Source organism: Flavobacterium succinicans (assembly GCF_001662485.1).
Lineage (GTDB): Bacteria > Bacteroidota > Bacteroidia > Flavobacteriales > Flavobacteriaceae > Flavobacterium > Flavobacterium succinicans_A.
Genome location: NZ_JMTM01000065.1, coordinates 12,746 through 25,862, shown reverse-complemented (window position 1 = coordinate 25,862; position 13,117 = coordinate 12,746). Strand labels below are relative to the sequence as shown.

At 32.0% G+C, this 13,117-nt stretch carries 11 protein-coding genes and 2 pseudogenes; all 13 read left to right on the top strand.

Going from position 1 to position 13,117, the window contains the following annotated elements:
• Window positions 1–148: 148 nt before the first annotated feature.
• The 13 genes and pseudogenes from FLB_RS11585 to hisH all read left to right on the top strand — a co-directional run bounded on the left by FLB_RS11585 (window position 149) and on the right by hisH (window position 13,117).
• Window positions 149–1,516 carry a hypothetical protein gene (locus FLB_RS11585; protein WP_157490609.1) on the top strand — a complete coding sequence of 456 codons (1,368 nt, stop codon included), beginning with the start codon at window positions 149–151 and terminating at the stop codon, window positions 1,514–1,516.
• A 451-nt stretch (window positions 1,517–1,967) separates the two neighbouring features.
• Window positions 1,968–2,103: pseudogene (locus tag FLB_RS14555) on the top strand (hypothetical protein); the annotation flags it as partial.
• A 175-nt stretch (window positions 2,104–2,278) separates the two neighbouring features.
• A complete protein-coding gene (locus FLB_RS11575; RefSeq protein WP_064716130.1) occupies window positions 2,279–2,869 on the top strand; it encodes an acyltransferase in 591 nt (196 codons plus the stop codon).
• Window positions 2,870–2,881: 12 nt separating this feature from the next.
• On the top strand, window positions 2,882–4,018 hold the full coding sequence (locus FLB_RS11570; protein ID WP_064716129.1) for an NAD-dependent epimerase/dehydratase family protein: 1,137 nt from the start codon (window positions 2,882–2,884) through the stop codon (window positions 4,016–4,018).
• Window positions 4,011–4,994: a glycosyltransferase gene (locus FLB_RS11565; protein ID WP_064716128.1), complete on the top strand. Its 984-nt coding sequence runs from the start codon at window positions 4,011–4,013 to the stop codon at window positions 4,992–4,994. Before FLB_RS11570 ends, FLB_RS11565 begins: the two co-directional genes overlap by 8 nt.
• 65 nt (window positions 4,995–5,059) lie before the next feature.
• Window positions 5,060–5,485: pseudogene (locus FLB_RS11560) on the top strand (adenylyltransferase/cytidyltransferase family protein).
• On the top strand, window positions 5,482–6,804 hold the full coding sequence (locus tag FLB_RS11555) for a UDP-glucose dehydrogenase family protein (protein WP_064716127.1): 1,323 nt from the start codon (window positions 5,482–5,484) through the stop codon (window positions 6,802–6,804). The pseudogene FLB_RS11560 and the gene FLB_RS11555 overlap by 4 nt, the downstream one beginning before the upstream one ends.
• Window positions 6,805–6,807: 3 nt before the next feature.
• Window positions 6,808–7,788: a UDP-glucuronic acid decarboxylase family protein gene (locus FLB_RS11550; RefSeq protein ID WP_064716126.1), complete on the top strand. Its 981-nt coding sequence runs from the start codon at window positions 6,808–6,810 to the stop codon at window positions 7,786–7,788.
• Between the two features lie 5 nt (window positions 7,789–7,793).
• Complete coding sequence (locus FLB_RS11545) at window positions 7,794–8,669, top strand: glycosyltransferase family 2 protein (protein ID WP_064716125.1); 876 nt, start codon at window positions 7,794–7,796, stop codon at window positions 8,667–8,669.
• Window positions 8,670–8,967: 298 nt separating this feature from the next.
• Entirely contained in the window at window positions 8,968–10,119 is a 1,152-nt protein-coding gene (locus tag FLB_RS11540; RefSeq protein WP_157490607.1) for a hypothetical protein, read from the top strand.
• 21 nt (window positions 10,120–10,140) lie between these two features.
• Entirely contained in the window at window positions 10,141–11,367 is a 1,227-nt protein-coding gene (locus FLB_RS11535; RefSeq protein ID WP_064716123.1) for a glycosyltransferase, read from the top strand.
• Entirely contained in the window at window positions 11,364–12,506 is a 1,143-nt protein-coding gene (locus tag FLB_RS11530) for an N-acetyl sugar amidotransferase (RefSeq protein ID WP_064716122.1), read from the top strand. Before FLB_RS11535 ends, FLB_RS11530 begins: the two co-directional genes overlap by 4 nt.
• A complete protein-coding gene (gene hisH, locus FLB_RS11525) occupies window positions 12,503–13,117 on the top strand; it encodes an imidazole glycerol phosphate synthase subunit HisH (RefSeq protein WP_064716121.1) in 615 nt (204 codons plus the stop codon). Before FLB_RS11530 ends, hisH begins: the two co-directional genes overlap by 4 nt.

Genomic DNA, 13,117 nt, shown 5'->3' with positions numbered 1-13,117 from the left:
ATTCATTTCTATTCTATTCAATTTTGCCGCTATTTTTGTAGTTACCCCTTATCTTTCTTCCAATCAAACCATATATGGAATTTATACGCTTATTGTAGCTGCCTATATGTTTTTGTCCTATGCCGATTTTGGATTCCTTGGTGCAGGAATGAAATTTGCTTCGGAGTGTTATGCTCAGAAAAATTTGCAACAGGAGATCAAAATAATAGGATTTACAGGATTCATTTTTTTGGCATTTGTATCACTATATGCTTTGGGCGTGTTCTTTATTTCTTTTCGACCTGAGATATTGGTTAAGAGTTTGGCGAATGATGAAGAACGGTCTATAGCGAGTAATCTACTTATGATTTTGGCTTTGTTTTGTCCCGTCTTTGTAATGCAAAGAATAGTTCAAATTATATTTGCTGTAAGGTTGAGAGATTATGTTTTTCAAAGGATAGTTATAGTGGCCAATGCCATAAAGATTGTTTTTGCCATAATTTTCTTTAGCCATAAAAGTTACCCAATTGTGGGTTATTTTCTTTTTTCGCAAATATGTACTTTGACAGCTGTTTTATTAGGTTTATATCTTGCCAAAAAGAGATTTGGGTATGATTTTAAACTTTTTTTCGGATCTTTTAAGTTTTCAAAAGAAGTATATGAAAAAAGTAAAAAGTTAGCTTTTGTTTCTATATTCCTTACCCTTTGTTGGATTTTGTATTATGAATTAGATCCTTTTGTAATTTCAAGACTGTTGGGTGCAAAACAGTTGGCTATTTTTGCAATAGGTTTTACATTGATGGAGTATTTTAGGGGTGTCTTTGGGATTGTTTTTAGTCCTTTTATAGCAAAGTTCAATCATTTTGTTGGTTTAAAGGATTATGAAGGTTTGCATGTTTTTTTTAATAAAGTTTTGGTATTGGCTTTGCCATTAACCGTATTTCCGGTACTGGCCATTTCTATAACCATTAAAAATTTTATTTTCTGCTGGGTGGGAAATCAATATGCCGACTCTGTTCCGATAGCTCAGGTAATGGTTTTAAGTTTTCTTTTCAGTTTTTTATCTTCACCAACGGGAATTTTAATAATGGCATATGAGCGGGCTAAACTTTTATATATCACAAACGCCTTACTTCCTATAATATATTGGTCTGGAGTTTTTATAGCTTTTAAGTTTATTGGTTTGCACGCTTTTGCTGATTTTAAAGCGGCAGCTTTTTTTGTTGTAGCAATTGTTTATTTGAATATAATTGTAAAATTGATCAATTTAAAATTCTGGCCGTTTTTATGGAAATTGTTTTCTCCGGCCATACTGCCAGTATTATTTATTTTAATTACTACTTTTCTTACGAAATTATATCTTCCTCTTGAAAAGAATAAGACAAATTTGTTGATTTATTTTATATATAATGGACTGGTAATTAGTATTGCTTTTATTATTTATTATTTTTTCTCCAGTGAATATAGAAAAACTATAAATTCAATATTTTTTCCAATTTTTGGAAGGTTTTACACCATAAGAACAAAAACTTTCTAAATTGATTTTCTACGATTTGAGTTCTTATTTTTTTAAATTTAAACAAATGACTATGCTGATAATTTACTTAATTAAGAATTCTTTTATATATTTTAAAAGACTCTGTGGTTCGCTATATAGAAATGCCAAATTGAGACAACAAAACCCAACATGTTTATTTGATTTAACAAGTCAGGTTATAGAATCTGATTTCGAAAAATATGTAGTAATCTTTGATAATACGAAGGTGTATAATTGTAAAATTGGAGCTTATAGTTATATTCAAATGAGTGGAAGAATTTTTCATTGCGAAATAGGTAAATTTTGTTCTATTGCGGCATCAGTAAGCATTGCTCCGGGAATGCATGATATGAATAGAGTAACAACTCATCCAAGCTTTTATTTCAATACGGATGCATTGCCTAAGGTCTTTGTTAAAGAAGATAAATTAGAATTATATAAAAGGGTATATATAGGCCATGATGTTTGGATAGGTGAAAAAGTTGTAATTATTGACGGTGTTAAAATTGGAAATGGAGCTGTTATTGCTTCCGGTGCGATTGTTGTAAAAGATGTAGAACCTTATTCAGTAGTAGGCGGTGTTCCCGCAAGACATCTTAAATACCGCTTTGATCCGGAAACTATAGCCCTTTTTGAAAAAAGCGAATGGTGGAATTACCCGGACGAGTGGTTTGAAAAAAATGCCGAAATTATGTTGGATGTTGACAGATTTAAAGAATATTTAAAAGGATTATAGAAAATTGTAATTATTATTTTTAATGTATGCAAATGATAATAAATTATCTAAAATTAATTCCCCGCCTTTTTTATTTCATTTTTAATGTATTGAATTACAACTTTTTAAGTTTAAGAAGTATTGTTTTTTTTTCTGTTAGAGTACAGGGTAAAAAATACATATCTATTGGTCGCAACTCAGTTGTCCAAAGAGGAGGCTGGTTATTAGCTTTAAAAATTGATAACGAAAATCCAATACTTTCAATCGGAGACAATTGTGCTATAGGGGATTATTGCCATGTCATATCCGTAAGAAAAGTAGTTTTTGAGAACGATGTATTAGTAGCTAACAATGTGTATATATCAGATAATCTTCATGATTATGAAAATATAAATATTCCTATAAAAGATCAGGCTGTAAAATTTAAAAGAGAAGTAGTTTTGCAATCCGGTTGCTGGATTGGTGAAAACGTATGTATTATAGGTGCAAGTGTTGGTAAAAACAGTGTTATTGGAGCAAATTCTGTTGTAACAAGTGATATTGGAGATTACTGTATTGCAGTAGGTAGTCCCGCAAAAGTGATAAAAAAATACGATTTAAAGTCTGAAAAATGGCTAACAGTAAATGCAAATAATTAATTATAATTTATAATGAAAAAGGTATTAATTACAGGAGGAGCTGGTTTTATAGGTTCTAATGTAGCCAGAATATTAGTTAAAGAAGGGTATGAAATTACAATTTTAGATAATTTTCTTCCACAAATTCATGGTGATAAAAATGAATTGTCTGATGATTTAAACGGTAAAGTAAAATTAATTGTAGGTGATGTAGCCGATAAATCGGTGCTTTATGCCGCACTAGAAGGACAAGATGCGGTAATACATTATGCTGCCGAAACAGGTACGGGTCAATCGATGTATGCTGTTTCGCATTATACCAATGTAAATGTTCAGACAACGGCTAATTTATGTGATTATATCATAAACGAAAACCATCAAATAAAAAGCGTAATAGTTGCTTCTTCAAGATCCATATATGGGGAAGGAAAATATAATTCTCCAGAACACGGAGCGGTTTATCCAAACTCGAGAACTTTTAAAAATGTAAAAGAAAGTTTTGAGGTATGTTGTCCTAAATCAGGAAAACATAATTTAGAAGTTGAAGCAACAGATGAGTCTTCCAAAATTCATCCATCTTCTTTTTATGGAATTACTAAGCAGGTCCAAGAGCAAATGATTATTTTGGCAACCCAATTAAAGAATATCAATGGTTATGCTTTGCGTTACCAAAATGTATATGGTCCAGGTCAATCTTTGAAAAACCCATACACGGGTATTTTATCTATTTTTACGCGTTTGGCTTTGCAAAATGAAGAAATCAATATTTTTGAGGATGGGCTTGAAAGCAGAGATTTTGTGCATATTCAAGATGTGGTTGCAGCTACAATAAGTTGTTTGAAATTAGAGAAAAAAGGACAGCATATTCTTAATGTTGGCAGTGGAGTACCAGTAAATGTTCTAGAAGTTGCCCAAGAAATTGTAAGTTATTTAAAAAGTGATTCTGAAATTAAAATTTCAGGAGCTTTTAGAGAAGGAGATATAAGACACAATTTCGCCGACTTAACTTTGATTAGAGAAGTTGTCGGTTTTGAACCAAAATGGAGTTTTAAAGACGGATTACACAGTTTTATAGACTGGGCATTAGAGCAAAATGATATACCAAAAGACACCACTGATTATAGAAAGTCTTTGGGTGAATTAAAAGAAAAAGGTTTGTTGAATGGATAAATTGAATCAACCTTTAGTAAGCATCGTTTTTACGAGTTATAATCATCAGGAATATTTAAGGCAAGCCTTAGATAGCTTGGTAAACCAAACCTATCCTAATATTGAAATTATTATTATTGATGATTGTTCTACCGATGGAAGTCAAGAAATTCTTAGGGAGTATGAACATTTTGAAAATATAACTTTAAAATTACAGACGCAGAATTCTGGAAGTTATGTAAAAGCCAGTAATTTTGGGGCCTCGTTTGCCAAAGGGGAATATATTCTTTTTGCGCAATGCGATGATTTTGCTGAGGCAAACCAAATTGAAGTACTTTTGAAAGCGTTTGAGAGCAATGCGTCTGTAGGAGTAGTTTTTTCTAAAAGTAATCTTGTTGATGAAAAAGGAAAAACCTTTGCGGATGATTTTTATGGAAGAGAAAAAAGTTTTAAAGATGCTGTAAAAGAAAATGGGTTGATTAAAGCAGATAAAATGAAGGAGTTTCTTTCTTTTTCTTGTGTTATTCCAAATTTGAGTGCCGCTTTAATCAAGCATGACCTATTTAAAGAAATTAATGGACTATCGGATCAGTATTTGGTTGTGGCCGATTGGGAGTTTTGGTTGGATCTGACAGAGAAAACGGATTTTTATTATGTATCTCAACCGCTTAATTACTTTAGACAACATGCTACTACGATAAGAAGTAGCATAAAAATGAAGACCCAAATTGTTGAGATATACAAAATGTTTTATAATCATTTATCTAAGAATGAATTGAGGCCTGCTCAACAATATAAACTAAAAGTTGGTGCTGGAGCTGTTTGGTTTTCTTATTTTGTAGAAAATAAAAAAGCATGGATTCAGTGTTTTACTACAGTATATCCAGAAATTAACAAAATAGAAAAAAGAAGGCTTTATTATTTGTTTCTTGGAGCAAAGAAGCATGTTTTGGAGTATTTGTATGTAAAAGCAAGTAAAAAAAATAGTTTAATTTAAGGGGTTTATACCTAAACATGTATATTTTTAAAATAAAAACCAAATTAAATATGCTCCTAAATAATATTAAAATATGCATAACCTTTAGTGCGTTCGATTTGTTTCATGCAGGACATGTCAAAATGCTTGAAGAAGCCAAAAGACATTGTGACTATTTAATTGTAGGATTGCAAACTGATCCCACTCTTGATCGTCCCGAGAAAAACAGACCTACACAAACCGTAGTAGAGCGCTATATAAAACTCAATGCTTGCGTGCATTTTGATGAGATTATACCTTACGCAACGGAATAGGATTTAGAAGATATTCTCCACTCTTTCAAAATTAATGTTCGTATTATTGGAGATGAATACAGAGAGAAAAATTTTACAGGTAGAACTTATTGCGAAGAGAAAGGTATCGAATTGTACTATAATAAAAGAGATCATCGATTTTCAAGTGGTGCATTGAGAGAAGTGGCAGCTAATAAAGAATTATTAAGAAAAGTATGAAAATAGTTGTAGTAGGTACAGGTTACGTTGGACTAGTAACAGGAACGTGTTTCGCAGAAGTAGGTATTGATGTTATTTGTGTTGATATAGACGCAAAAAAAATAAGTAATTTAAATAATGGAGTACTTCCAATTTTTGAACCTGGTCTTGAAGCTTTGGTAATTAAAAATGTTTCAAAAGGAAAGTTAAAATTTTCGACTTCATTACAACAAAGTATTGCTGGTGCGGATGTAGCTTTTATTGCTGTAGGAACTCCTCCTGGAGAAAATGGAAGTGCAGATTTGCAATACGTTCTTGCTGTGGCAAGTGAAATAGGGCAGTATATGAATAATTATGGTGTAATTGTAACCAAAAGCACTGTTCCTGTCGGCACTGCTCAAAAAGTACAAATGGCTATACAAAAAGAGTTGGAGAAACGGAAACTCAATATTTCGTTTGATGTGGCTTCAAACCCAGAATTTTTGAAAGAGGGAGCTGCTATCGATGATTTTTTAAAACCAGATCGAATTGTGGTTGGAGTTTCAAGTAAACAAGCTGAAGAGGTAATGCGTAAATTATACAAACCTTTTTTACTGAATGGTCATCCAATTATATTTATGGATGTGCCAAGTGCAGAGATGACCAAGTATGCTGCTAATAGTATGTTGGCTACAAAGATTAGTTTTATGAACGATATTGCGAATCTTTGCGAAATCATAGGAGCTGATGTGAATATGGTCAGAAAAGGAATTGGAAGTGATGCAAGAATAGGCAATAAATTTATTTATCCAGGAATTGGATACGGTGGTTCTTGTTTTCCAAAAGATGTTAAAGCATTGATGAAAACGGCTGCTGAGAATGGATATTCTATGCAAATTTTACAAGCTGTTGAAGCGGTTAATGAATATCAGAAAACAGTTTTGTTTAATAAATTGAACAATCGTTTTCAAGGAAATCTTAAAGGTAAAACTATAGCCATGTGGGGACTTTCTTTTAAGCCTAATACAGATGATATGAGGGAAGCTCCCTCTTTAGTTTTAGTGGATAGTATTTTAAAAGCGGGCGGCAATGTACAGGCTTTTGATCCAGTTGCTATGAATGAGGCTAGACACATTATTGGAGATAAAATTGTTTATTGTAACAATGAATACGATACTTTAGTAAATGCTGATGCCTTATTGATTGTTACAGAATGGACCGATTTTCGCTCGCCTAATTTTGATAAAATTAAATCACTTCTTACTAACCCAATTATATTTGATGGTAGAAATATATTTGATGGTAAGGAAATGAATGAGTTAGGTTTTGAATATTATGGAATTGGAACAAAAAACGATTAAATTATGAATAAAAGAATATTGATTACAGGTGCAGCTGGGTTTTTGGGTTCGCATTTGTGCGATCGTTTTATTTTAGAAGGATTTCAAGTTGTAGGGATGGACAATCTTATTACAGGAGATTTGAAAAACATAGAACATTTATTTCCGTTAAAGAATTTTGAGTTTTACAATCATGATGTTTCCAATTTTGTGCATGTTAGTGGTAAATTGGATTATATTTTACATTTTGCATCTCCAGCAAGCCCAATAGATTATTTGAAAATACCAATACAGACTCTTAAAGTAGGTTCTTTAGGTACTCATAATTTGTTAGGATTGGCTAAAGAAAAAAAAGCGAGGTTTTTGATCGCTTCAACATCCGAAGTATATGGAGATCCCACAGTACACCCCCAACCAGAAGAGTATTGGGGTAATGTAAATCCTGTCGGTCCGCGAAGTGTTTATGATGAAGCCAAAAGATTTCAGGAGGCAATTACGATGGCATATCATACTTTTCACGGTTTAGAAACAAGAATAGTGAGGATTTTCAATACATATGGGCCAAGAATGAGGTTGAATGATGGGAGAGTTTTACCTGCCTTTATAGGACAGGCATTGAGAGGGGAAGACTTGACTATTTTTGGAGATGGTTCACAGACGAGAGCTTTTTGTTTTGTAGATGATTTGGTAGAAGGTATTTACAGATTGTTGATGTCAGACTATGTTTTTCCTATAAATATTGGAAATCCAAATGAGATTACGATGAACGATTTTGCTCATGAGATTATAAAATTAACAGGAACAAATCAAAAAATAGTGTACCGCCCTCTACCACAGGACGATCCAAAACAAAGGCAACCTGATATTACAAAAGCAAAATCGCTTTTAAATTGGGAACCTAAAATTTCACGTGAAGAGGGTCTTAAAATAACTTATGACTATTTTAAAAATTTTACAAAAGAAGAATTAGAAAGAACTAGACTAAATAAGGAATTTTTTAAATAATAGTCATGGAAGATTTTTTTGTTTCAGTAATAATACCAACTTACAATAGAGCTAACGATTTAGATAGATGCTTGAAATCATTGCAAAATCAAACCTATAAGAATTTTGAAGTGTTGGTTTGTGATGATGGGTCAACTGATAATACTAAAGAAGTTGTAGATAAATTTAGTTCATTATTAACAATACAATATATTAAGGGCGAAAATTTTGGAGGACCTGCTAGGCCTCGGAATAATGGCATTCAAAAGGCAAAAGGTGATATTATTGCATTTTTGGATTCCGATGATTGGTGGTATCCTAATAAATTGGCAGTATCTTTGCCTTATTTGAAAGAATATGATTTGGTTCACCATGAATTGGATATTTATAAAAATGGGAAAAGTTTAATAGGGAGAACGAAAAGTAGATCGTTAGGTGGGAATTATTTTATTGATTTAATTGTAAATGGAAATGCAGTTGTAAATTCAAGTGTAGTAATTAAAAAAGAAATTGTTGATCTTGTTGGTGATATTACAGAAGATAAAAAACTAATTGCTGTTGAAGACTATGATTATTGGATTAGAGTGGCTAAAGTGACGAACCGTTTTAAATTTCTTGATCAAAGTCATGGAGGATATTGGGTAGGGGAGAATATTTCGTATTCGGTTAAACAAATTGGTAGGGCAAGGTGTTTATTGGATAAATATTTGCAAGATCTTTCAGTGGACGAACAGAAATCGGCTATTTCACTTTATAACTTCAATTCAGCTCGTATGTATCATTATCTTTCTTTATATTCGAAAGCTAGTGAATCTTATTTGGAGTCATTGAGTGCTAGTAATTTAATAAGAAGGGTCAAAGCCACGGTTGGATATATATATTGTCGTTTCAGAATTAAATAACTTTGCAATAGTAATGATCCAAGATGTTAAAAACATAGATTTAAACAAAATATTAAAAATGTCCAATTTGGGCATATTGATTTTATTATGGCATTCGTACTTTAAAAACGGAGAGGCTTTATATGTGAATTTCAATACGATTCTATTAGGTACAGTATTGTCCTTTCAGATTGGTGTCTTTTTATTTTTGGAAAAAAAGAGGAGAGACCCCTTTGTTATTTTGTTATGTTTGCAAATGATATTTTATTTTCTCTTAAGAATTGTAACGCTGTTGAATTATTCCTTTTCAAATGTTTTTATGCGATTTCCTTTTACTGCTAGTAATCTTAATTATGCGTTGGTTTTTATATTAGTAGCTAACTTAATGTTTTATTTTGGTCTAACAATAAATGGTCTGAGACCAAGTATCCTTGCTAAAGCTTTGGATAGTAAACCCGTAAAAACGCATTTGGTTGTTGTTTTTATTGCAATTGGTTATTTCTTTGCTTTTTACCAGCAAGTTGGTTTGGGCTTTTTGGAAGGGATTATGGGGATGATTCAGAGTTTGTTTGTAAATTTAGGGACAATGCTATTTATGGCGATTGTGTTTTTGCTTCTATTTAGAGACAGAATTGATAATAAGACTAAAAATGCAGTGTTTGCAGGTGTTGTAATTATGGTGTTAATACAGACCCTTACTGGAAGCAGGTCTGCTATTTTATCAATAATTAATTATTTGATTTTTGCTTTATTAGCTATTTACGATTGTATAAAAGTCAAAAAAAATTATTTAGTGTTAGGAGCTATCTTGATACCTATAATGATTCTTGTTTTTGCGGTTTCTACTTTTCTTCGGCCAAGACTTGAAAATCGGGGTAATGTCGGAAATGAAACCTTTGAAGTTTTAAAAGAATTTGACATAAAAGAAGCCGCAACAGAAGGTTCAGATTTGGTTTTGATTGGGGTTTTTGACAGAATTGGATTTTTGGATTATTGTGCAGAAACAATGACGAATTCGGATAAATATTCAGGTATATTTAATCCATGGTTTTATTTTAAAAGTATTGTGGATAATATTCTAACACCTGGATTTACAATTTTTGATACACCTAGGGTCTCCAATGCAACCACATTCGTTTACAATGAAAGAGGGGCACCAAGTCTATCAAAAGTAAGTGAAGCCTATCAATCGGATGAGTTTACGTTATATGGTGAGTTTTATGCTTTGTTTGGAAAATGGTTTTCTTTGATTCCAATATTCTTTCTCGGTTTCTTTTTTAAAAGGATTTATTTGAATCTAAGCCAAGAAAATATTTATTTATTCTATCTAAAAAGAGCAATTATACTATTCGTTTTTTATGGGACTTTAAACAGCTTCGGATTAGATTGGATACTATTAGATGTAATTGCGATATTTTTTACCTACCAAATATTTAAAGGTTTTTTTAAGTTTGAAAAAATAACCGCTTAAGATAAATAATTTAATAATTATATGCCAACACTTTTACAAATAAGTATTGAGGTGAATAGTGGTTCCGTAGGAAGAATTGCTGAGCAAATTGGCGAAACCATACTTGAAAATGGTTGGTCGAGTTATATCACTTATGCTAGAAATAACAATCCAAGTAAATCTGAGGTAATCAAGATAGGAAATAAATTTGATTTGTATCGGCACGGATTAGAAACCAGAATTTTTGACAACCATTGTTTAAGTTCAAAATCGGCAACCGAAGATTTAATAAATGTAATTAAGAAAATTAAACCTGATATTATTCATCTGCATCATTTGCATGGCTATTTTATCAATATAGAAATACTATTTAATTATCTCCAAGAAAGTCAAATCCCTATTGTTTGGACTTTTCATGATTGTTGGTCTTTTACGGGGCACTGCGCTCATTTTGATTTTGTAGGTTGTGAGAAGTGGAAAACGGAATGCCATCATTGTGAACAAAAAAAAGAATATCCTGCAAGTTTAATTTTTGATCGTTCTAGACAAAATTATATTGAGAAAAAAAGGATTTTTAATTCTGTAATAAATTTAACAATTGTTTCTGTTTCAAATTGGTTATCCGGAAAAGTTAAGGATTCATTCCTTAAGAATTACCCCTGTGAAGTAATTCAGAATGGAATAGATTTGAATACATTTTATCCTAAAAAATCAAGAACTGTAATTGATGATTTGTATAGTGTAAAAGGTAAATTTGTCATTTTAGGAGTAGCGAGTACATGGGGAGAAAGGAAAGGACTAGGAGAGTTTATAAAACTGAGTGAATTAATAGATAGTAAATTGTATACTATTGTTTTGGTTGGATTGTCTAAAAGCCAAATGCAAAAACTGCCAAAATCAATTATTGGAATTGAACGGACAGAAAATGTTGGCCAGCTTGCGGATTTATATTCTGGAGCTGATGTGTTTTTAAACCCTACTTTCGAAGATACTTTTCCCACTACGAATTTAGAGTCTTTGGCTTGTGGAACACCTGTGATTACGTATAAAACAGGTGGTAGTGTGGAGTCTGTAAGTGAAAGCACTGGAGTTGTTGTAAATAAAGGAGATGTGGTCGGATTAATAAATGCTATAGAATTTATAAAAAATAAAGGGAAAGAGTTTTACGAAAATAATTGTAGAGAGAGCGCAATTAAAAATTTTGACAGAAAAATAAAGTTCAATGATTATTTTGAATTGTATAAAAATATTAATAAAAAAATAAAATGAATAAAAGAAAATACCAAATTTGCACCAAAACAATTATGGATACCTCTGATCCTAGTATTGTTTTTGATGAAAATGGAATATCCGATTATTACCATAATTTTCACAACAATATGTTGCCAAATTGGCATCCAGATGAAAAAGGTCAAATCGAGTTGATGAAAATGGCTGAAAAGATTAAAAAAGAAGGAAAAGGAAAAGATTTTGACTGTATTATAGGTTTGAGTGGAGGACTTGATAGTTCATACGTTGCATACATCGCGAAAGAAGTCATGGGATTGAGACCATTGTTGTTTCATGTAGATGCAGGGTGGAATACACAACAAGCAGTTGGTAATATTGAAAAACTTGTTAATGGTTTAGGTTTAGATCTATACACGGAAGTAATTAACTGGGAAGAGATGAAAGATCTTCACGTGGCATTATTAAAATCCCAAATAGCTGATCAAGATTTGCCACAGGATTATGCCTTCTTTTCTTCCTTATATAAGTTTGCAAGAAAGAATAAAATAAAATATGTGGTTACTGGTTCGAATATATCAACTGAATGTTGTCGAGAGCCAAGAGAATGGGGTGGATCCATTGGTATAGATACAACATTAATTAAGGATATACACTCTAAATTTGGAACGAGACCTTTAAAAACTTTTCCTTTGGTAGATATTTTGACCTATAAGATTTTTTATAGATATTTTCTTGGTATGCAGGTTTTTAAGCCATTGGATTTGTGTCCTTTTTATAAAGACAGTGCTGAGAAGTTATTATTTGAAAAGTTTGGTTGGGAAAAATTCCAACACAAGCACCATGAGTCTCGCTTCACTCGTTTTTACGAAGATTATTGGATGCCAAGAAAGTTCGGTTATGAAAAAAGAAGGGCTCATTTTTCGAGTTTGATTTTAACGAATCAAATGACAAGGGAGGAAGCATTAGAAAGAATCTCTAAACCTGAATTAGATGAATTTACCTTAAAGCAAGAATTTGAATATGTTGCAAACAAACTAGACTTGACAGTTGAAGCTTTGCAAGAAATTTTTGAAGGAGAGAATAAAACATATAAGGATTATAAAAACAAACAAGGTCTTGTGAATATAGGTGCTTATATTATGACAAAATTGGGTCTTGAAAAAAGATTATTTAGATGATTACAATAATTGATTATGGTGTTGGTAACATCAATGCTTTTGTTAATGTTTACAAAAGAGTCAATGTGTCCACTAAAATTGCTAAAACAGCGGCTGATCTAGAAGGTGCCGAAAAATTAATTTTGCCAGGGGTAGGACATTTTGATCATGCCATGTCGGAATTGATCAAATCAGGGATGCGTGAAACTTTAGACGAATTGGTCATGGTGAAAAAAGTGCCTGTTATTGGAATTTGCGTAGGCATGCAAATGATGGGGAATTCTAGTGATGAGGGAAAGTTGGAGGGATTAAAATGGATTGATGCCACAATTAAAAAATTTGATGTGACAAAAATTCAGCAAGTTACGAGATTGCCTCACATGGGTTGGAATGATGTGCATCCTGTAATTTCTCATCCATTGTTTGAAGGATTAGAGAAAGATGCTCTGTTTTACTTTTTACATTCTTATTATTTTGAGTGCAATCATCTGAATGATATCTTGGCAACTTCTGAATATGGTGGGGAATTTACTTGTGCTGCCTATCACAATAATGTATATGGTATACAATTTCACCCCGAAAAAAGTCATCATTATGGTGAAATGTTATTACATAATTTTGCAAAATTGTAA

Bases quoted from the DNA above. Each gene is read 5' to 3' on its own strand.
- FLB_RS11585 (WP_157490609.1), top strand. From the start codon at position 149: ATGAAATTTGCTTCGGAGTGTTATGCTCAGAAAAATTTGCAACAGGAG.
- FLB_RS11575 (WP_064716130.1), top strand. From the start codon at position 2,279: ATGCAAATGATAATAAATTATCTAAAATTAATTCCCCGCCTTTTTTAT.
- FLB_RS11530 (WP_064716122.1), top strand. From the start codon at position 11,364: ATGAATAAAAGAAAATACCAAATTTGCACCAAAACAATTATGGATACC.
- FLB_RS11555 (WP_064716127.1), top strand. From the start codon at position 5,482: ATGAAAATAGTTGTAGTAGGTACAGGTTACGTTGGACTAGTAACAGGA.
- FLB_RS11540 (WP_157490607.1), top strand. From the start codon at position 8,968: ATGCGATTTCCTTTTACTGCTAGTAATCTTAATTATGCGTTGGTTTTT.
- hisH (WP_064716121.1), top strand. From the start codon at position 12,503: ATGATTACAATAATTGATTATGGTGTTGGTAACATCAATGCTTTTGTT.
- FLB_RS11550 (WP_064716126.1), top strand. From the start codon at position 6,808: ATGAATAAAAGAATATTGATTACAGGTGCAGCTGGGTTTTTGGGTTCG.
- FLB_RS11535 (WP_064716123.1), top strand. From the start codon at position 10,141: ATGCCAACACTTTTACAAATAAGTATTGAGGTGAATAGTGGTTCCGTA.
- FLB_RS11565 (WP_064716128.1), top strand. From the start codon at position 4,011: ATGGATAAATTGAATCAACCTTTAGTAAGCATCGTTTTTACGAGTTAT.
- FLB_RS11570 (WP_064716129.1), top strand. From the start codon at position 2,882: ATGAAAAAGGTATTAATTACAGGAGGAGCTGGTTTTATAGGTTCTAAT.
- FLB_RS11545 (WP_064716125.1), top strand. From the start codon at position 7,794: ATGGAAGATTTTTTTGTTTCAGTAATAATACCAACTTACAATAGAGCT.